Source organism: Pseudomonas sp. LB3P81 (assembly GCF_054897965.1).
Map to the genome: position 1 here is coordinate 1,021,525 of NZ_JBUBVG010000001.1, position 18,425 is coordinate 1,039,949.

Below are 18,425 nucleotides of genomic sequence, written 5' to 3' on the forward strand. Positions count from 1 at the left end.
TTGTGATTTTGAATAAAAAGAATGGAGTTGTACCGATGAAAATGTTTGGCAGGACTCTGCTGACACTGTCCTTATTGGGCGCAGTCACCACCGGCGCCCAGGCCAATGACAAGGTACTGCGCGTCTACAACTGGTCGGATTACATCGCCCCGGACACGGTCAAGAAGTTCGAAGACGAGACCGGCATTCGCGTGACCTACGATGTGTTCGACAGCAATGAAACCCTTGAGGCACGCCTGCTCGCGGGCAAATCCGGCTACGACATTGTCGTGCCGTCCAACAGTTTCCTGGCCAAGCAGATCAAGGCTGGCGTCTATCAGGAACTGGACAAGTCGAAGCTGCCGAACTGGAAAAACCTCAACCCGGTGCTGCTGAAAAACGCTTCGGCCAGCGACCCGGATAACGGTCACGCCTTCCCGTACATGTGGGGTTCGATTGGCATTGGTTTCAACCCGCAGAAGGTCAAGGAAGTGCTCGGCGCCAACGCCCCGACCAACTCATGGGACTTGTTGTTCAAACCGGAAAACGCGGAAAAACTGAAAGCCTGCGGCATCAGTTTCCTCGATTCGCCGACCGAGATGCTGCCCGCTGCCCTGCACTATCTGGGTTACCCGGTGAACTCGCAGGACAAAGGCCAAATCGCTGAAGCTGAAGCGCTGTTCATGAAGATTCGGCCGTCGGTGGCGTACTTCCATTCGTCGAAGTACATCTCCGATTTGGCCAACGGCAACATTTGCGTGGCGGTCGGCTACTCCGGCGACGTGCTGCAAGCCAAGGCCCGCGCGCAGGAAGCGGGCGACAAGGTGAAGGTCGAATACAGCATTCCGAAAGAAGGGGCTGGCAGTTTTTATGACATGGTCGCGATCCCACGGGACGCAGCAAACGTCGAAAACGCTTACCTGTTCATGAACTTCCTGATGCGTCCGGACATCATCGCCGAGATCACCAACAACATCGGCTACAGCAACGCCAACGCGGCGGCGACGCCGTTGGTGGATGAGGCGATTCGCGATAATCCGGGGTCGTATCCGTCGCAGGCCGTGATGGCGACGTTGTATGCGATTCCGGACATGCCGATTGGTGTTCAGCGGGTGATGACCCGGGGCTGGACGCGGGTGAAGCTCGGTAAGTAAAAATATTGATGAACACTGCGGATCAAAGGTGCAAGCGGGCTTGCTCGCGAAGACGGAGTGTCAGTCGACAACTTCGTCGCAGGTACACCGCTTTCGCGAGCAAGCCAGCTCCCACCTTTGATCCGCGGTGCTCTCTTCGTTTTCCGTTCACGCAGCGCCTTACCACCGCTGCACTCCTCTCTGACGAACGGCCTCACCTGGCTTCCTCGGTTAAGGTGAATTTGGCGCCCTCCTCGGGCGCTTTTTTTATTCCGGAACGAGCGGCCATTCGGCCAGCGCTCGATAGCGCCCCTTGTGCGATTCGAACAAAGCAAATCGGTCAGCCCGCAGAAAAAACTCCGGCGGCGTCGCCGATTCAGGCACCGGCGCCCGATAGTCACGCATCAACGTCAGGTGCGGCCGAAACTCCTTCGGCGAATCCTCAAACCCGAATGGCAACATCGCTTGCTCCAGCGCATACACCAGGCGCAACAACTGCGGCGGCGCCTCCTCCGGCGCGAGGACCAACGCCCCTGCCCTGCGCCAGACATCCAGCCGATCCAGCGCCACCCGCAACGCCACACCCGGCACACGAACCTTTGCTGCCGCCGTGCAGATCTCGGCAATCTGTGCCACGCCCACAGCGCCCAAAAACAGCAACGTCAGGTGAAAGTTTTCCGCCGGCACCGGCCGGCCCATGCGCAACTGCAGAGCACTGCGCCATTGGGCGATGGCCTTGCGTTGCTCGGGCGGACAGCCCAACGCGAAAAACAGCCGCTTGACCGGCTCCGGGGTTTCGTCGCTCACGCCTGGCACCTCCTGACATGCACGTTATAGTTGAACCAACCGAATCTACGGGAGGGGGCCATGCGAGAGATCATCAGCAAAGAGCCATGGTGGGCCATGCCACCGCAACCGGGTCAGGATGAGTCAGAGCTGGAATGGGGCTGGCTGGTTCACTATAGCGAAGGTGAGCCGCGTTTCGAATTCGTCAGGGAGCGACCGACGGACAACGAGATCCGCAATCGAAAAAGTTGCAGGATCACCCCGGCGTCGGAGTGATCCCGTGGTTGATGTTCAAGCCTTCACAATCATTTCAAAACCACCGAACACCAGGCGCTGACCATCGAACGGCATCGGATTGACGCCCGGCTGCATTCGCGGATCGTTCATGAATTTTTCCATCCCGGCGTCGCGGGTCGCCTTGTCCGGCCAGATGATCCAGGAAAACACCACGGTTTCGTCCTCCTTGAGTTTCACCGCCATCGGAAACGAAGTCACCTTGCCGTCGGGCACATCGTCACCCCAGCACTCGGCGAGACTCAGAGCGCCGCTTTCCTTGAAAATGGCCGCGGCGGTTTCGGCGTGTTTTTTGAATTTTTCACGGTTGGCGGTGGGTACGGCTGCGAGGAAGCCATCAACGTAGGACATGGTCGTTCTCCTTGGGTTATGGATCGATCTGCGGGTTAGTCGGTTCGGGCGGACTCCAATCGACAGCGCCGCTGCTCGAACTGACCGACGGTACTTCGGCACTCCCCGCCAGATTGCCCTCGATCTGCCCTGCCATGTACAACGTCCCCGCCATCACACCGGTCGTCGGGTTCTGCACCAGTTTTATCCAAGCCTTGTCGAAGGTGTTGCCCAGGCTGCTGCGAATCAGTGCTTCGCTGTCCGGCCGGTCGTTGGCTTGAATCAGCGCACGAATCCCCGCCACGCCCACGGTAATCAATCCCCCGGCCAGTCTCCCCGCCGCCGCCGCCACGGCACTGGCGGCACCGCGCGGGGCCATTTCGGCTTCCATCCGCTGGCTGGCGCGCTTGGCCACCGGCGCCATGGCGGTGTCGGTCGAATCAACCCCCTTGCTACCGCCGGCCTTGTGGATCTTGTCGATCAGCGCCGCGTAAGCCGGCAGTGTGTTCAGCGGCTGGGTGTGCACGACCTGGTACAGCGAAGCGTCCCGCGCGGGCGGCGGTCCCAGGGCGATGGCGGGGATTTGCTGGAGGCGGCCGTTGAGCTGCGCCATCGGCACGCCGTAGCGCTGGGAGATTTTCTGCAGCTCTTCCTGAAGAATGTCGACGTAGAACGCCATTGCCAGACCGAGGATCTGGTCGGGATCAATCTCCACCGCGACCGGGGCCAGCACGCGCTTCTGGTATTGCTCCAGCAGATAGGCCGCCAGGCGCTTGGCCGCGGCATCCTGCTCGCCTTTGGCGCTGAGGGTGTACCAGCTGACTTTCATCGACAGCCATTCCTGGGTCCAGTAACTGCTGAACCAGGGAATGAACTTTTCTTCGGTCAATTGATAGACCCGGGTTCGCCAGTAATCCATGGCCCCGCGCGAGTAGATTTTGGCCTGTTCGGTGGCGGACTGGGACGCTGCGACGATGTCCCGATCCACCTGCTGCCAGGTGCTCTGGGAAATGATCACCGGCGGCGCTGGCGCCGGGGCACGCGCAGGCATGGCGCATCCCGCCAACACCAGCAGCACGGCGACGATCAGCGAACGCAGGTTCAAGATCGTGGTGTCCTACAGTCTTCCCCCGAACAGGATATTCGGGGGTTTAAGCACCCTGATTTGAGTATAGGCGGCGGTGGGTGCTTGCTCTGAGGTTGATGGTGTTCTTGAGGGCCTCTTCGCGAGCAAGTCGAATCGTCGCACCGCCGCTCCCACATTTGGAATGCATTCCCCTGTGGGAGCGGGCTTGCTCTGGGCGGCGTTCCGACGAAGGGGTCCTCAAGAACACCACAAAACCCGGCCATCACTTCTGTCGATATTCACCATCGCCGCGAATGCCTTCCGCTCATAAACCGTCAGCGTAGGATCAACCTCAACCCGACACAAAACCCCGAACCGGAGGGGCAAGTCATGATGATCCATCTGCTGACCTGCCTGGCCCTGACAGCCTTCACGCTGACCGTTTTTTCGTGGTACGTCCTGACTGAGGAGCGCACATCATGATCCACTCCGTCACCCTCGCCGTGAGCTTTCCGGTGTTCGGCAACAACTACTACTCGCAGCAGGCCGTTTCGCGCAAAGTGCTGTCGCTGGTGTTCGACAAAAACTTCGAGGCGCTGCTGATGCCGGCCGCCGCCAACCACTTCAGCAACGAAGTGGTCGGGTTCAACGATCAGTTCCGCTTTTTGAATGATGTGCTGGCCGAACATCTGCTGGATGCCGAACTCGCCCGGCACTCCTCCCGCTCGTTCACCTTTTAAGGTTCGTTGTTTCGCGCACACACCTCTCGTACGCAGCCACGTAACCAGCGATGCACCGGATCGGCGTCCAGCCGTGGATGCCAGAGCATCGCGACGGTGAACGCCAACAAGGGAAATGGCAGCGCAAAACTGTGCATGCCCGCCCGCAGGTTTTCGGTATGGCGTTCAGGAACGGTAGCGATCAAGTCGGTGGCGCGGGCAAGCGCCAATGCGGTCGAGAAACCGGCAACGATGGTCACGACCTGCCGTTCCAGTTGCAGCGTCGCCAACGCCTCATCGACAGGCCCCTTGTCGAGCCCGCGCCGCGAGACACTGATGTGGCCCCCCGCCGCAAAACGTTCCGGTGTGATCTCGCCCTGGCTCAGCGGGTGCCCCATGCGCACCACGCCGACGACGCGGTCGCGAAACAAACCCTGTGTGCGCAACTCGGGTCCGGCGGACTTCCCCACCACACCGGTTTCCAGATCTACGGTCCCGTCACGAAGCGACGTGCTGTCCTTGTCAGGTTTGTGCATGAAGCGCAGGCGCACGCCGGGCGCTTGCTCGGCAACGCGAGCGATGAGCGGCGCGCCAAAGTTCTCCACAAAACCCTCGCTGGTGCGCAACGTGAACGTGCGAACCAGTTGTTTCAAGTCAGGCTGCTCAGCCGGACGCAGCACCGCCTCTGCATCCTGCACCAACTGACTGACCCGCTCGCGCAGTTCCAGCGCCCGAGGCGTGGCGACGAGCCCACGCCCGGCCCTGACCAGCAGCGGGTCGCCCGTGGTTTCACGCAACCGCGCCAACGCCCGACTCATCGCCGACGGGCTCAACCGCAAGCGTTTGGCAGCACGCGCCACGCTGCCCTCGGTGAGCAGCACATCGAGGGTGACCAACAGATTGAAATCCGGAGTAGACATGAATCGCCCCGCGGCAAAGTGAGATGGCGTTGAGCGCACGAGTAAAGTGCAAACCGTGCGTCTTCCGCCATGTTAGGCGTCGGCGTAGATTTCTGACAGCTCCGCTTCGGGAGTGGCCAGAACAAGAGGGACAGAATGAAGCCGACCATTGCCATCGTAGACAGTGCACCACAGACACCCACCGTGCGGTGGGCGCTGATCAGCCTGTCGTTGTCGATGCTGCTGTCTTCGCTCGGCACCAGCATCGCCAATGTGGGGTTGCCGACGCTGGCGCAGGTGTTCAACGCGACGTTTCAGGAAGTGCAGTGGATCGTCATTGCTTATCTGCTGGCGATCACCACCCTGATCGTCAGCGTGGGGCGGCTCGGTGACCTTATCGGGCGGCGACGGCTGCTGCTCGGCGGCATCGGCGTGTTCACCCTTGCCTCAGCACTGTGCGCTTGGGCACCGACGCTGGGGATGTTGATTGGCGCCCGGGCACTGCAAGGGCTCGGCGCGGCGATCATGATGGCGCTGACCATGGCGTTCGTTGGCGAAACGGTAGCGAAGAACAAAACCGGCAGTGCCATGGGTTTGCTCGGGACGATGTCGGCGATTGGCACCGCGATGGGACCGTCAGTCGGTGGTCTGCTGATTGCCAGCTTCGGCTGGCGGGCGCTCTTCCTTATCACCGTGCCCTTGGGCCTGATGACGTTGCTGCTCGCGTATCGCTATCTGCCCGCCGATCGCCAGAAGCCAACCACCGGGAGTGCCCGTTTCGACACGTGGGGCACGCTGGTGTTGGCGCTGACGTTGGCGGCGTATGCGCTGGCCATGACCCTCGGCCGTGGCCATTTCGGGCTGTTTAACATGGGCTTGCTGTTGGCAGCGGGGTTCGGCGTGGGGCTCTTCGTGTTCGTCGAGACGCGCGTCGCCTCCCCGCTGATACGACTGGCGATGTTTCGCAACCCGGTGTTGAGCGGCAGCCTGGCGATGAGCACGCTGGTGGCGACGGTGATGATGGCGACGCTCGTGGTCGGGCCGTTTTACCTCGCCCATGGGCTTGGACTGGAAGCGGTTGTGGTGGGACTGTTGCTGGCGGTCGGGCCGTGTGTCGCGGCATTGACGGGTGTGCCCGCCGGCCGGACCGCCGACCGTTTCGGCGCACAACGGATGACGGTCGCCGGGTTGATCGCGATGGCTGTCGGTTGCTTCACGCTATCGGTGCTGCCACAGACAGTCGGCATCGGCGGCTACGTTGCGCCGATGGTGGTGATCACACTCGGCTATGCGGTCTTCCAGACGGCCAACAACACCACGGTCATGACCGATGTTGCGCCAGACCAGCGCGGTGTTGTCTCGGGCATGCTCAACCTTTCACGAAATCTCGGACTGATCACCGGAGCCTCCGCGTTGGGTGCCGTGTTCGCCCTCGCTTCGCAGGCAGCCGACATCGCCACCGCGCAGCCCGAGGCCGTTGCCCACGGGATGCGGATCACGTTTGCCGTGGCGTTGGGGCTGATCGTTGCAGCACTTTGTGTTGCGCCGACTCGACCACCAGCAATCGACCGCCCTCCTCAACCCACCACGACCCCCCTGTAGGAGCTGCCGCAGGCTGCGATCTTTTGATCTTGATCTTCGGTGGCTTCTGGTCAGCCAAGAATCAAGATCAAAAGATCGCAGCCTGCGGCAGCTCCTACGGGGGACTTGTTGGTTCTTGCGAATTCAGCGGGCGTTACTGTTTGATGACCACCAGCGGTTCGCCTTTCTTCACGATATACGTCGCCAGTTCGGAGCCGGTTTTTGTCCCGATGTTCTTCGCGATATGCGCGACGCCGGCCGGGATGTACAACGAGTCACCGGTCTTCAGCGTTACCGGCGGCTGCCCTTCCAGTTGATACTCGAACGTGCCGTCGATGACGTATGCCACTTCCACGCCTGGATGAGAGTGGTTGGGAGATGAGATGCCCGGCTCGATATCAACCCGTACCTGAATCACTTCCTGCCCGGCGACGTCGAGATCTCTTTTTAAGAGATCGGTGCGATGTATCCCTGTCTGCCAGCTTTTTGCAGGAGCTTTCGCTTCCTCGGCCTGAGACACGCCGGAGAACGCGGCGAGCGCGGCAGTCGTGACAACAGCGACACCGAGCATTTTGACGGTGTGACAAGCATTGATGCGGAACATGGCATTTCTCCGGTTTTACCGTTGCGGTGCCCCCATTTGGAGGCCGCCATGTATCGCGCACGTGTCGCGGACGCCCCGGTTTTGTATGCGTAGTTAGCTGTGGGCCCTGCGGATACACAGCGATACAAACAGATCGCGTGTTGCCGAAAGCAGGCTCTCTCCAGCCGTAACGTGACCGGCTGGCCGCGCAAGGTTGCGAGAGATGCAATCGCGGCCTATGGTCCAAGCGATGCATTGTCGGCAGCTGGCGCGCGTGGATCGCCACCGGTTGCCGTCCTTCCCGTGCGAAGTTCCCCAAAGAGGTGACACATGCCGAACGATTCCCGCCCTGCCGTGCTTGAACTGATAGGCAATACGCCACTGGTGCGCGTCAGCCGTTTTGATACCGGCCCGTGCACGCTGTTTCTCAAGCTCGAATCGCAGAACCCCGGTGGCTCGATCAAGGACCGCATCGGCCTGGCGATGATTGACGAAGCCGAGCGCGACGGTCGGCTGAAGTCTGGCGGCACCATCGTCGAAGCCACCGCCGGCAACACCGGACTGGGCCTGGCCTTGGTCGGCCGCGCCAAGGGTTATCGGGTGGTGTTGGTGGTGCCGGACAAGATGTCCACCGAGAAAGTCCTGCACCTCAAGGCCATGGGCGCCGAGGTGCACATCACCCGCTCCGACGTCGGCAAGGGCCATCCCGAGTATTACCAGGATGTCGCGGCGCGGCTGGCGCAGGAGATTCCCGACGCGTTTTTCGCCGACCAGTTCAACAACCCGGCCAACCCGCTCGCCCATGAATGCAGCACCGCGCCGGAGATCTGGGCGCAAACCCAGCATGACGTGGATGCCATCGTCGTCGGTGTCGGTTCGGCGGGCACGCTGACCGGGCTGACCCGTTTCTTCAAGCGCGTACAGCCGAACCTGACCATGGTGCTGGCCGATCCAATCGGCTCGGTGATGGCCGAATACAGCCGCAGCGGCACCATGACCACCCCCGGTTCGTGGGCGGTGGAAGGCATCGGCGAAGACTTCATTCCGTCGATTGCCGACCTGTCCAGCGTGGGCCACGCCTATTCAATCAGCGACGAGGAAAGCTTCGACCACGCCCGCCAACTGCTGCGCGCCGAAGGCATTCTCGGCGGGTCTTCGACCGGCACCTTGCTGGCGGCGGCGCTGCGTTACTGCCGCGAACAGACCGAGCCGAAGCGCGTGGTGAGTTTCGTCTGCGACACCGGCACCCGCTACCTGTCGAAGGTCTACAACGACCAATGGATGAACGATCAGGGATTGCTGGCGCGCAAACCCTATGGCGATCTGCGCGACGTGATCGCGCGGCGTTTCGAGGATGGCCGGGTGATCAGCGTCGGCCCGAACGACACCCTGCTGACGGCGTTCCAGCGCATGCGCCTGGCGGATGTGTCGCAACTGCCGGTGCTGGTGGACGGACAGAAACTGGTCGGCGTGATCGACGAATCCGACATTCTGCTGGGCATGCAGGAAGACCCTTCACACTTCCGCTTGAGCGTGGCCAGCGCAATGACCGACAAAGTGGAAACCCTGCCAGCCAGCGCGAGCATGGCCACACTGCAGGCAGAACTCGATCGTGGGCTGGTGGCGATCATCGCCGACGCCTCGGGCTTTCATGGCCTGATTACCCGCGTCGACCTGCTCAATCATTTGCGGAGATCCTTTGCATGAGTCAACACGATGAAAACGCCGCGTCACGCGCCTTCGCCACCCGCGTGATCCACGCCGGGCAGGCGCCGGACCCGACCACCGGGGCGTTGATGCCGCCGATTTATGCCAACTCGACCTACATGCAACAGAGCCCTGGCGTGCACAAAGGCTTCGACTACGGCCGTTCGCACAACCCGACGCGCTTCGCGCTGGAACGATGCGTCGCCGACCTTGAAAGCGGCACCCAGGCCTTCGCGTTCGCCTCCGGGCTGGCGGCGATCTCCACCGTGCTCGAACTGCTCGACGCCGGCTCGCACATCGTCTCCGGCAATGACCTGTACGGCGGCACCTTCCGGCTGTTCGACAAGGTGCGCAAACGCAGCGCCGGGCATCGCTTCAGTTTCGTCGACCTGACGGACCTCGCGGCCTTCGAAGCGTCGCTGCAGGACGACACGCGGATGGTCTGGGTCGAGACGCCGAGCAATCCGTTGCTGAGCCTCACGGACCTCACCGCCGTCGCACGCATTTGCCGCGCGCGCGGCATCATTTGCGTGGCCGACAACACCTTTGCCAGCCCGTGGATCCAGCGTCCGCTGGAGCTGGGTTTCGACATCGTGCTGCACTCGACGACCAAGTACCTCAACGGCCACTCCGACGTGATCGGCGGCATCGCGGTGGTTGGGCAGAACCCGGAACTGGCGGAGCGTCTGGGTTTTCTGCAGAACTCGGTGGGCGCGATCGCCGGGCCGTTCGACGCGTTTCTGACCCTGCGCGGCGTGAAGACACTGGCACTGCGCATGGAACGTCACTGCAGCAACGCGCTGGAACTGGGGCAGTGGCTAGAGCGTCAGCCGCATGTAGCGCGCGTCTACTATCCGGGCCTGCCTTCACACCCCCAGCATGAATTGGCGAAACGGCAGATGCGCGGTTTCGGCGGGATGATTTCTGTGGATCTGAAGACTGACCTGGCCGGCGCCAAGCGTTTCCTCGAGAGTGTGAGCATCTTCGCCCTCGCCGAGAGCCTGGGCGGCGTGGAAAGCCTGATCGAGCATCCGGCGATCATGACCCACGCCACCATCCCCGCTGAAACCCGAGCGCAGCTCGGCATCGGCGATGGGTTGGTGCGTTTGTCCGTGGGGGTCGAGGATGTCGAGGATTTGCGCGCTGACCTGGCACAGGCGCTGCGGAACATCTGAACTCAGCGCGCTTCGATGCCGGGGTAGTCGATGTACCCCTCAGGCCCTTGGGTGAACCAGTTGACCATCGTGTCTTCATCCAGGGGGCGACGCTGCGCCAAGCGAATCGGCAAATCCGGGTTGGCGATAAACGGCCGACCAAAGGCAATGGCATCGGCCAATCCACTGGCCAACGCGGCCTCGGCCCGGACGATGTCGTAGTCCGAGTTGAGGATCAGCACGCCGTTGAAGGCCTGGCGAATCAACGGCGCGATGGCTTCGCGCTCGCCCTTGCCGAACGTGCCGTCCATTGGCGGTTCGCGAAGCTCCAGGTGCGCGATGCCAATCTCAGACAACACCTCGCCAGCGCGTACAAACAACGGTTCCGGATCGCTATCCCGCACGCCCTGATCATAGCTGCTCGGGGTCAGACGCACGCCGGTTCGATCGGCGCCGACGGTATCGACCACGGCTTGCGTGACTTCTTTCAGCAAACGGATTCGATTCTCGATCGAGCCGCCGTACTCGTCGGTGCGAAAGTTACCGCTGTCGCGCAGAAACTGATCGATCAGGTAGCCATTGGCGGCGTGAATCTGCACGCCGTCGAAACCGGCTTCCATGGCGTTGCGTGCGGCGTGGCGAAAGTCCTCCAGCAGCGCCGGAATTTCATCCAGCGGCAACGCCCGCGCCTGGGTATACGCTTGTTTGCCGGCGTACGTATGGGCGTGGCCCGGCGCCGTGGTGATCGACGCAGATATCGGCTGAGCGCCCTGAAGAAAACTTGGGTGAACGACACGCCCCATGTGCCAGAGCTGGGCGATGATCCGCCCTCCCGCCGCATGCACGGCGTCAGTGACCAGGCGCCAACCGGCAACTTGTTCCGCCGACCAGATCCCGGTCGCGTAGGGCCAGCCAAGCCCTTGCTGGCTGATGCCGATGGCCTCGCTGATGATCAGGCCGGCGCTGGCACGCTGGGCGTAATAGTCAATCATGATCGCGGTGGGCAAATGGTCCTGGGTGCCCCGTGCACGGGTCATCGGCGCCATGAAGATACGTTGGGGCGCGTCAATCGCGCCCAGGCGCAGGGGGTTAAAAAGCGTGGTCATAATGGGTTCCTTTCGAGGTAGAAGAGTCGGGATCAGACCAGGCGTGCGCCGCCATCGATGTTCAGCGTGGCGCCATTCATGAAGGTGTTGGTGATCAGGAACATCACCGCCGCACCCGCTTCGGTTGCGGTACCCAGACGATGCAGGGGCAAGGACTGCTCCAGAGCGGCGACGAAACCGTCGCGGTTTTCACCCAGGGCTTTGCTCAAAATCGGCGTGTTGATCGGGCCGGGGGACAAGGTGTTTACGCGGATTGGCGCCAGCTCCAGCGCGAGGCCGCGGGCCAGTGCTTCCATCGCGGCAGAGGCGGCGGCCAGCACCGCGGTGCCGTAGGCATTTGGCCGATCGGACAATGAACCGGAAATGAACGTGATCGAACCATCCTTCGACAGGCGATCACCCAGTGCGCGAATCGCGTGCACCGAGGCCCACATCCGCTCCTCGAATGCCCGGCGCAGGTAATTGATATCGGCACCGAGGGAGGTGCCCGCGACAAAGGTTCCCGCCAGCAACACCAGATGATCGACCTGCGGAATATCCGCCAGCGCGGCGTAAATGGCCTCGCTTTGGGTCACGTCAGCAGCGCGCCATCCTTCAAGACCGTTGTCGCTGGCCGCCTGCTGCGCACGACGGGCATCCGAGCCGATCACAATCACGCTGGCGCCTGCGGCTTTGGCTTGAATGGCTGCCGACAGGCCGATGCCGGATGTCCCACCAAAAATGACCACGGTGCGGCCATCGAGTAGGGCTGGCAGTGTTGGGGTGAAGTGGACCTGGCTCATGATGTTGTCTCCTTGAAACGCCGATGCGGCGTTGATGGGGAGAGACTAAAGCCTTGGGTGCCGGTTGATAATTGGGGCGGAAGTCGCTTTACTAGTGCCATGAAGGAACAAATAGGTTTGGACAGGCTGACTGGCCTGATTGCGTTTGCCCGCGCGGCTTCTCTGGGAAGCTATACCGCAGCTGCGCGCGCGTTATCCGTCTCGCCCTCGGCGGTGAGTAAAAGCGTGCAACGGCTTGAAGAACATTTCGGCCTCAAGCTGTTCAGTCGCACCACGCGCTCGTTGACGCTGACGCCTGAGGGGCGGGATCTCTACGAAAGGGCGTTGCGCATTCTGCGCGAGGTCGAGGACATCGATCAGGCCGCAGTGGCATCCCGCGCCGAACCGTCAGGCACATTGAAAGTCACGGCGCCGTTGCCCATCGGGCTGAATATTCTGGCCCCGGCGCTGCCCCGATTTCGCGAGCGTTACCCAAAACTCGGCATCGACTTGCGCCTGGGCGATCAATTCTCCGACATCATCGAGCAAGGCATCGACGTCGCGCTCCGGGTCGGCAACCTGGCTGATTCGCGCCTTATTTCCCGTCCTCTCGCCCCCCATCGAATCGGCGCTTTCGCCTCACCGGACTATCTGGCCAGGCGAGGCACCCCACGCGAGCCTGAGGATCTCATGCAGCATGACTGCGTGAATTTTCGCTACCAAAGTTCGGGACAGATGCTGCGCTGGCCCTACCAGGCAGGCGAGCGCACTGCGGAAATTACGCCGGACGCGACGATTGTGGTAGATGTCAGTGATGCCGTGGCAGCCGTGCTGGCCGCGGGCGGAGGGGTCGGCATATCGCCCAATTACGTAGCCGCTCCCTATGTCAAACGCGGTGAACTGATTCCGGTGTTGCCGCAGTTCGCGCTCGACCGTGCCACCATTACAGCACTCTGGCCGGAAAGTCGTCGGGGCAGCCCGAACGTGAAAGTCTTCGTGGAGTTTCTGCTGGAGTTGTTCCCCTCGCCCACTGCCTGGGACGAAGTGATCAGGAACGGCTTCCGCTAGAAATGTACCGCGCCCACACCATCACGCCACAGGTGTGGGCGCACGCTTCACTTGTCGGATTTGATGCTGGTCCACACCCGCGTACGAACCCGCTCAAGCTTTTGCGGCAACGGTTGCACCACATAAAGCGCTTTCAACGCTTCGCTGGTCGGCGTCAGGTTTGGGTTGCCGGTGATCTCTTTGTTGATCAGCGCAAGCGAGTCCTTGTTGGCGTTGGGGTAGCCGAGGAAATCACTGATCGGCGCGATGACGGTCGGGTCCAGCAAGGTGTTGAGAAACTCGTGGGCTTCCTCGACATTCTTCGCGCTTTTGGGAATCGCAAAGGTGTCAAACCAGATCGGCGCGCCTTCCTTCGGCAGGCGCCAATCGACCACTACGCCGTTGCCCGCCTCTTTGGCGCGATTGCCGAACTGGTAGAAGCTGCCGGAGTAGCCAATGGCGACGCAGATATCGCCGTTGGCGATGTCAGTCATGTACTTGGCGGAGTTGAAGTAGGTGACGTAAGGGCGAATCTTCAGCATCAACGCTTTGGCTTTTTCGTAGTCGTCCGGGTTCTGGCTGTTAGGGTCCAATCCCAGGTAGTGCAACGCCAGCGGCAGGATTTCCGATGGTGAGTCGAGCATGGCGACGCCGCAGGATTTGAGCTTCTCCATGTTCTCCGGTTTGAACACCAGATCCCAACTGTCCACCGGCGCATTCTCGCCCAGCGCGGCCTTGACCTTGGTCGGGTTGAAGCCGATCAGCACGGTGCCGTACATGTAGGGCACGCCGTATTGATTGCCGGGGTCGTTCTTGTCCAGCAACGCGAGCAGTGCCGGGTCCTGATGCTTCCAGTTCGGCAGCCTGGATTTGTCGAGCTTCTGGAACACACCGGCCTTGATCTGGGTTTCGATGAACTGGTTTGACGGCACCACCAGGTCGTATCCCGAGTTGCCGGTGAGCAGTTTGGCTTCCAGCGACTCGTTGGTATCGAAGGTGTCCCAGGTCACTTTGATGTCGCTTTTCTCGGCGAAGTCCTTGGGCACGGACGGCAGGATGTAATCCGCCCAGTTGTACACCCGCAGTTCCCGCTGTTCGGCGTGCACGGCGCTGGCCAGCAGCGTCAGCCCACACACGGTGGCGCCCAGTATGCGTTTCATCGTGACCATGAATGAATTCCCCAAGTGTGTCGCTCGTTGGTTTTTATGTTCTGTACACGGCAGGCCTTGAAAATTGCCAAGGGCAAGGAAAACGGGATTCTGATTTTGGTATCGCGAGCGTGCTGGAACAGCAGCGCTGCTCCGATTCTTGCTGACGAACTGGACAGTTCATAGTGCGAGGTCGGCCAAAAGGAGATCGAAATGGCCAATATCGGTGTCCCGGCAGATCCGGTTGATGGGATGTAGAAGGATCTTCAGCAACGCGGAACCACTGTGGGAGCGGGCTTGCTCGCGAATGCGGTGTGTCATTCAAGATTGATGTCGACTGACACAGCCTCTTCGCGAGCAAGTCGGATCGCCGCACCGCCGCTCCCACAGGGAATAGTGGTGTTCTTTCGGGAGATGGGGCGAAAACGACAAAGCCCGCACAAGGCGGGCTTTGGTGTTCGAGTAGGTGGCCGGCGCTGGTCTCCGGCTTACAAGGTTTATCAGGACTCTCACAGAACAGTTTTGTGCTCTTCTGCTTCACACGGCATAAGGGCTGGATCTCAGCGCGGAGATCTTTCTAACCGTGTACCCTTCGGAACGCGCCCCACGTGTCCTTGCCATCCGCTTGCGCATCAGTCTGCGTCTTCACCTACATTTTCAAGCGTAGTACATCGTCGCCGGTGCGGTTCGGGATTTTTAGATCGATTTGGTCCCCATCGGAGTACCACAAGAAGCAAAGAAAATAACTGACCCGAAGCGGCACTCCCTGAATACCTGAACGGCCGTCTCTATCTGGCTGCAAATGCGCATCAGCCATTGATCGTTTGAATGCACCGCCATAAGCAGCGCTTCAGACCCATTGAGATACAGTCATTGGCACCGCTTTCAGAACAACAACAAAACAGGAGTTGAACATGTCGGAACTGAAACTGCACCCCAACGCCGCAGCCTCCCTGACTCAATGGCACGACATGATCCGCCAGGGTAACTTGCAAGCCCTGCCCGAATTGCTGGACCCGCAAGCGGTGTTCCGCTCACCGATGGCGCACACGCCATACCCGGGCGCAAAGGTGGTCACGATGATTCTGAGCACGGTGTTTAACGTCTTTGAAGATTTCACTTATCACCGCGAATTGTCGACCGCGGACGGCTTGAGTGTCGTTCTGGAGTTCAGCGCCAAGGTCGGCGGAAAAGAGCTCAAGGGCATCGACATGATCCGCTTCGACGAGCAAGGCAAAATCGTTGAGTTCGAAGTCATGGTCCGCCCATTGAGTGGCTTGCAGGCCCTAGGCGAAGAAATGGGCCGCCGCCTCGGTGCTTATCTGGCTGCCAGCAAGGCCTGACAACTATTGGGTTACCGACCTGACTGCTCGCGAAAGCGGTGTGCCAGCCAGTATCAATGTTGAATGTTGCACCGCATTCGCGAGCAAGCCCGCTCCCACAGTTGAAATGCATTCCCCCTGTGGGAGCGGGCTTGCTCCGGGCGGCGTTCCGACGAAGGCCACACCGCAAATCCAACGCCAGGCCCTACAACGTCCTCTGCCCGTTGCCAATGTCCTTGGCTTTCTCGACCCCCCACTCCATCGCCGCCTCCATGTCGAGAAAATGCAACGCTGGATGGTCGTTTTCCTCAATGGCCGTGCCATCAGGTCGGTAGACACCTATGAACATTCCCAACGAACCGTCCCGCAGAATCTCGGCCTTGACCTTGATGCTGCATCCGTTCGACAGCGTTTCCGTGTGGAGCAAATGGCGTTCAGTCATCGTTGCGTTCCTCCGGGTAGTGAAGTCGGTTAACGCGTACCGCAGCCCTTGTTTTTAGTTCAACAAAACCGCCGAAAAGCACGATTTACGGGGCGCAAGACAGCGGCGCAATGCCACCTATACTACAAGCCACCGCCCCCTCGGGGTCTGCACTTCCAACAAAGAAACGCAGAGGTGGAACATGGTCTGGCAGCAAATCTACGATCCGTTCGGTAACCCGGTCATTTCAACCATCATGGCCGCAGTGCCGGTCGTGGTGATGCTGGCAGCCCTGGCGTTCTTTCACATCAAAGCACATCTGGCGGCGTTGTTCGCCCTCGCCTCGGCGCTGGTCATCGCGATCTTCGCCTTCGGCATGCCGGCGAACATGGCGGGCTCGGCCGCCCTTTACGGTGCTGCCAACGGCTTGCTGCCGATTGGCTGGATTGTGCTCAACATCATCTTCCTGCACCGACTGACCACCGAGAACGGCTCGTTCAAAGTACTGCAAGACTCGCTGACGCGCATTACCGATGACCGTCGCCTGCAATTGTTGCTGATCGCCTTCTGCTTCGGCGCCTTTTTCGAAGGCGCTGCCGGTTTCGGTACACCGGTGGCGGTGACCGGGGCGATTCTGATCGGTCTGGGCTTCTCGCCGCTGGCCGCGTCCGGCCTGGCATTGATCGCTAACACCGCGCCGGTGGCGTTCGGCGCCCTGGGTACGCCGATCATTACGCTGGCCAAGGTCACCGGACTGGATGAAATGGAGCTGTCGATGATGGTCGGTCGGCAGTTGCCGTTTTTCTCGGTGATCGTGCCGTTCTGGTTGATCTGGGCCTTCGCCGGCTGGCGCAAGATGCTGGAAATCTGGCCGGCCATCCTGGTCACCGGAGTCAGTTTTGCCGTGCCGCAATTCCTGGTGTCCAACTATCACGGGCCGATGCTGGTGGACGTGATTGCCGCGCTGATTTCCATGGCCTGCCTGACCGGTTTCCTCAGGGTGTGGAAACCCGCCACTGTGCACACCTCCGCCGCACTGTCCGGGCGCGTCGACAACTCGAAAATTGCCGATGAGCATGATGAAAAACCCGTCGCCAGCGCGATTTTTTCCAGCGATGCCAAACCGGCTGTGATGCGCGCGTGGATGCCGTGGATCATCCTCACGGTGTTCGTTTTCGCCTGGGGCACCCAAAGCTTCAAAAACCTGTTCGATACCCGCCCGGCGATTGATCCCGTCACCCACTCGGCCAAACTCGACCCCCAAGGCAAACCGCTGCGCGAAGCGAACCCGATCTTTGCCCCGGTCGTCACCTTCGGCACGATCCATCAGCAAATCGAAAAGGTCCCGCCGGTGGTGCCTGCGCCTAAAACCGAGGACGCGGTCTACAAGTTCACCTGGCTCACCAGCACCGGCAGCGGCATCTTGCTGGCGGCGATACTTGGCGGGCTGTTGATGGGCTATTCCATTCCGCAACTGATCAAGCAGTACCTGCGCACGATTTGGGTGGTGCGTTACTCGCTGATTACCATCGTCGCGATGCTCGCGCTCGGTTTCCTCACCCGTTACTCGGGACTGGACGCCACTATGGGCCTGGCCTTCGCGGCGACAGGGATTTTCTATCCCATGTTCGGCACCCTGCTCGGCTGGCTCGGCGTGGCGCTGACTGGCTCGGACACGGCGTCCAACGTGCTGTTTGGCGGCCTGCAACGCGTGACTGCCGAGCAGTTGGGTCTTAGCCCGGTTTTGATGGCCGCGGCTAACAGTTCCGGTGGGGTCATGGGCAAGATGGTCGACGCCCAGTCGATCGTGGTGGCTTCCACCGCCACGCGCTGGTACGGCCATGAAGGGGAAATCCTGCGTTATGTGTTCTTCCACTCCATTATTCTGGCGATTCTGGTGGGTGGGCTGGTGACGTTGCAGGCGTATGTGGCGCCGTTCAGTCATATGGTCGTGGGCGGGCATTGAGCGAAGTGGGCATATCCGTTTCTTCGGTGATGGCGGCTGGCGGTTTCCCCCGGGCATGCCCTCGCGAGGGGGCGTGTACCGCAAAAGCCAAAGCAACGGCACCGGCACCGGCAAGGGGGAGTACCTGTGGGAGCGAGCTTGCTCGCGAAAAAACATCCAAGCAACGCGGGCATCCGGGCAGCACGCGTAATCGTTAACGACCATCGCAGGCAAGCCAGCTCCCACAGGGGGAATGCGTCCACCCAAAATCAGGTCGGCTAGCAGGCCGCCTCGCTTTTGCTGTTGCGGTGCCCGCCCCCTCGAGAGGCCGAGTGGAGGTTCTGCGCAGTGGGCAACCCGGCATGGATGCCGGGTTAGCCGCGCACGGCCATGGATGGCCGATCGCGGCGGGCCCACGGAGCAGGACCGGAGCGAGGGCATGGC

General features: G+C 61.0%; 18 protein-coding genes. 9 read left to right on the plus strand and 9 right to left on the minus strand.

The features are described from left to right. The first annotated feature begins 35 nt into the window (after positions 1 to 35). Positions 36 to 1,133 (plus strand): polyamine ABC transporter substrate-binding protein, encoded by a 1,098-nt coding sequence (locus ACYZTL_RS04595; protein ID WP_461950776.1) that lies wholly within the window; start codon positions 36 to 38, stop codon positions 1,131 to 1,133. Positions 1,134 to 1,379: 246 nt separating this feature from the next. Here ACYZTL_RS04595 and thpR read toward each other — a convergent pair whose 3' ends face one another. Further along, positions 1,380 to 1,919 carry an RNA 2',3'-cyclic phosphodiesterase gene (gene thpR, locus ACYZTL_RS04600; RefSeq protein WP_461950777.1) on the minus strand — a complete coding sequence of 180 codons (540 nt, stop codon included), beginning with the start codon at positions 1,917 to 1,919 and terminating at the stop codon, positions 1,380 to 1,382. Positions 1,920 to 1,979: 60 nt separating this feature from the next. Here thpR and ACYZTL_RS04605 point away from each other — a divergent pair, with 60 nt between their 5' ends. Continuing rightward, complete coding sequence (locus ACYZTL_RS04605; protein ID WP_461950778.1) at positions 1,980 to 2,174, plus strand: hypothetical protein; 195 nt, start codon at positions 1,980 to 1,982, stop codon at positions 2,172 to 2,174. Positions 2,175 to 2,189: 15 nt separating this feature from the next. On the opposite strand, the gene ACYZTL_RS04610 is transcribed toward ACYZTL_RS04605, so the two are convergent. After that, positions 2,190 to 2,543, minus strand: coding sequence for a DUF1428 domain-containing protein (locus ACYZTL_RS04610; RefSeq protein WP_461950779.1), 354 nt, complete (start codon positions 2,541 to 2,543; stop codon positions 2,190 to 2,192). A gap of 16 nt (positions 2,544 to 2,559) precedes the next feature. Beyond that, positions 2,560 to 3,627, minus strand: a complete 1,068-nt coding sequence (locus ACYZTL_RS04615) for a hypothetical protein (protein ID WP_461950780.1) — start codon at positions 3,625 to 3,627, stop codon at positions 2,560 to 2,562. A 440-nt stretch (positions 3,628 to 4,067) separates the two neighbouring features. On the opposite strand from ACYZTL_RS04615, the gene ACYZTL_RS04620 reads away from it, so the two are divergent. After that, positions 4,068 to 4,328, plus strand: coding sequence for a hypothetical protein (locus ACYZTL_RS04620; protein WP_461950781.1), 261 nt, complete (start codon positions 4,068 to 4,070; stop codon positions 4,326 to 4,328). Here ACYZTL_RS04620 and ACYZTL_RS04625 read toward each other — a convergent pair. Then, positions 4,325 to 5,227 (minus strand): LysR family transcriptional regulator, encoded by a 903-nt coding sequence (locus ACYZTL_RS04625; RefSeq protein WP_461950782.1) that lies wholly within the window; start codon positions 5,225 to 5,227, stop codon positions 4,325 to 4,327. The two genes, ACYZTL_RS04620 and ACYZTL_RS04625, sit on opposite strands and share 4 nt — an antisense overlap. A 135-nt stretch (positions 5,228 to 5,362) precedes the next feature. Between ACYZTL_RS04625 and ACYZTL_RS04630 the strand changes: the two genes are divergently transcribed. Then, positions 5,363 to 6,808 carry an MFS transporter gene (locus tag ACYZTL_RS04630; RefSeq protein WP_461950783.1) on the plus strand — a complete coding sequence of 482 codons (1,446 nt, stop codon included), beginning with the start codon at positions 5,363 to 5,365 and terminating at the stop codon, positions 6,806 to 6,808. A gap of 133 nt (positions 6,809 to 6,941) precedes the next feature. Here ACYZTL_RS04630 and ACYZTL_RS04635 read toward each other — a convergent pair whose 3' ends face one another. Continuing rightward, on the minus strand, positions 6,942 to 7,391 hold the full coding sequence (locus ACYZTL_RS04635) for a cupin domain-containing protein (RefSeq protein WP_461950784.1): 450 nt from the start codon (positions 7,389 to 7,391) through the stop codon (positions 6,942 to 6,944). A gap of 309 nt (positions 7,392 to 7,700) precedes the next feature. Here ACYZTL_RS04635 and ACYZTL_RS04640 point away from each other — a divergent pair, with 309 nt between their 5' ends. Both ACYZTL_RS04640 and ACYZTL_RS04645 read left to right on the plus strand, forming a co-directional pair. After that, a complete protein-coding gene (locus ACYZTL_RS04640) occupies positions 7,701 to 9,077 on the plus strand; it encodes a pyridoxal-phosphate dependent enzyme (RefSeq protein WP_461950785.1) in 1,377 nt (458 codons plus the stop codon). Further along, on the plus strand, positions 9,074 to 10,252 hold the full coding sequence (locus ACYZTL_RS04645; protein WP_461950786.1) for a cystathionine gamma-synthase: 1,179 nt from the start codon (positions 9,074 to 9,076) through the stop codon (positions 10,250 to 10,252). Before ACYZTL_RS04640 ends, ACYZTL_RS04645 begins: the two co-directional genes overlap by 4 nt. A 2-nt stretch (positions 10,253 to 10,254) precedes the next feature. Here the strand turns inward: ACYZTL_RS04645 and ACYZTL_RS04650 are convergent, their stop codons facing one another. Next, the gene (locus ACYZTL_RS04650) at positions 10,255 to 11,337 is read right to left on the minus strand and encodes an alkene reductase (RefSeq protein WP_461950787.1); all 1,083 of its coding nucleotides are present in this window, start codon (positions 11,335 to 11,337) and stop codon (positions 10,255 to 10,257) included. 32 nt (positions 11,338 to 11,369) lie between these two features. Then, the gene (locus tag ACYZTL_RS04655; RefSeq protein ID WP_461950788.1) at positions 11,370 to 12,119 is read right to left on the minus strand and encodes an SDR family oxidoreductase; all 750 of its coding nucleotides are present in this window, start codon (positions 12,117 to 12,119) and stop codon (positions 11,370 to 11,372) included. A gap of 117 nt (positions 12,120 to 12,236) precedes the next feature. On the opposite strand from ACYZTL_RS04655, the gene ACYZTL_RS04660 reads away from it, so the two are divergent. Beyond that, positions 12,237 to 13,166 carry a LysR family transcriptional regulator gene (locus tag ACYZTL_RS04660; protein WP_461950789.1) on the plus strand — a complete coding sequence of 310 codons (930 nt, stop codon included), beginning with the start codon at positions 12,237 to 12,239 and terminating at the stop codon, positions 13,164 to 13,166. 47 nt (positions 13,167 to 13,213) lie between these two features. Here ACYZTL_RS04660 and ACYZTL_RS04665 read toward each other — a convergent pair whose 3' ends face one another. Continuing rightward, complete coding sequence (locus ACYZTL_RS04665; RefSeq protein WP_461950790.1) at positions 13,214 to 14,314, minus strand: polyamine ABC transporter substrate-binding protein; 1,101 nt, start codon at positions 14,312 to 14,314, stop codon at positions 13,214 to 13,216. 893 nt (positions 14,315 to 15,207) lie between these two features. Between ACYZTL_RS04665 and ACYZTL_RS04670 the strand changes: the two genes are divergently transcribed. After that, positions 15,208 to 15,636: a nuclear transport factor 2 family protein gene (locus tag ACYZTL_RS04670; RefSeq protein ID WP_461950791.1), complete on the plus strand. Its 429-nt coding sequence runs from the start codon at positions 15,208 to 15,210 to the stop codon at positions 15,634 to 15,636. A gap of 184 nt (positions 15,637 to 15,820) precedes the next feature. Here the strand turns inward: ACYZTL_RS04670 and ACYZTL_RS04675 are convergent, their stop codons facing one another. Next, on the minus strand, positions 15,821 to 16,057 hold the full coding sequence (locus ACYZTL_RS04675; RefSeq protein ID WP_461950792.1) for a hypothetical protein: 237 nt from the start codon (positions 16,055 to 16,057) through the stop codon (positions 15,821 to 15,823). A 181-nt stretch (positions 16,058 to 16,238) separates the two neighbouring features. Here ACYZTL_RS04675 and ACYZTL_RS04680 point away from each other — a divergent pair, with 181 nt between their 5' ends. Then, positions 16,239 to 18,002: an L-lactate permease gene (locus ACYZTL_RS04680; protein ID WP_461950793.1), complete on the plus strand. Its 1,764-nt coding sequence runs from the start codon at positions 16,239 to 16,241 to the stop codon at positions 18,000 to 18,002. Positions 18,003 to 18,425: the final 423 nt, after the last annotated feature.

Excerpts from the sequence above, each read along its gene's own strand:
- ACYZTL_RS04595 (WP_461950776.1), top strand. The coding sequence starts at position 36 with ATGAAAATGTTTGGCAGGACTCTGCTGACACTGTCCTTATTGGGCGCA.
- ACYZTL_RS04605 (WP_461950778.1), top strand. The coding sequence starts at position 1,980 with ATGCGAGAGATCATCAGCAAAGAGCCATGGTGGGCCATGCCACCGCAA.
- ACYZTL_RS04610 (WP_461950779.1), bottom strand. The coding sequence starts at position 2,543 with ATGTCCTACGTTGATGGCTTCCTCGCAGCCGTACCCACCGCCAACCGT.
- ACYZTL_RS04620 (WP_461950781.1), top strand. The coding sequence starts at position 4,068 with ATGATCCACTCCGTCACCCTCGCCGTGAGCTTTCCGGTGTTCGGCAAC.
- ACYZTL_RS04625 (WP_461950782.1), bottom strand. The coding sequence starts at position 5,227 with ATGTCTACTCCGGATTTCAATCTGTTGGTCACCCTCGATGTGCTGCTC.
- ACYZTL_RS04630 (WP_461950783.1), top strand. The coding sequence starts at position 5,363 with ATGAAGCCGACCATTGCCATCGTAGACAGTGCACCACAGACACCCACC.
- ACYZTL_RS04635 (WP_461950784.1), bottom strand. The coding sequence starts at position 7,391 with ATGTTCCGCATCAATGCTTGTCACACCGTCAAAATGCTCGGTGTCGCT.
- ACYZTL_RS04640 (WP_461950785.1), top strand. The coding sequence starts at position 7,701 with ATGCCGAACGATTCCCGCCCTGCCGTGCTTGAACTGATAGGCAATACG.
- ACYZTL_RS04645 (WP_461950786.1), top strand. The coding sequence starts at position 9,074 with ATGAGTCAACACGATGAAAACGCCGCGTCACGCGCCTTCGCCACCCGC.
- ACYZTL_RS04650 (WP_461950787.1), bottom strand. The coding sequence starts at position 11,337 with ATGACCACGCTTTTTAACCCCCTGCGCCTGGGCGCGATTGACGCGCCC.
- ACYZTL_RS04655 (WP_461950788.1), bottom strand. The coding sequence starts at position 12,119 with ATGAGCCAGGTCCACTTCACCCCAACACTGCCAGCCCTACTCGATGGC.
- ACYZTL_RS04665 (WP_461950790.1), bottom strand. The coding sequence starts at position 14,314 with ATGGTCACGATGAAACGCATACTGGGCGCCACCGTGTGTGGGCTGACG.
- ACYZTL_RS04670 (WP_461950791.1), top strand. The coding sequence starts at position 15,208 with ATGTCGGAACTGAAACTGCACCCCAACGCCGCAGCCTCCCTGACTCAA.
- ACYZTL_RS04675 (WP_461950792.1), bottom strand. The coding sequence starts at position 16,057 with ATGACTGAACGCCATTTGCTCCACACGGAAACGCTGTCGAACGGATGC.
- ACYZTL_RS04680 (WP_461950793.1), top strand. The coding sequence starts at position 16,239 with ATGGTCTGGCAGCAAATCTACGATCCGTTCGGTAACCCGGTCATTTCA.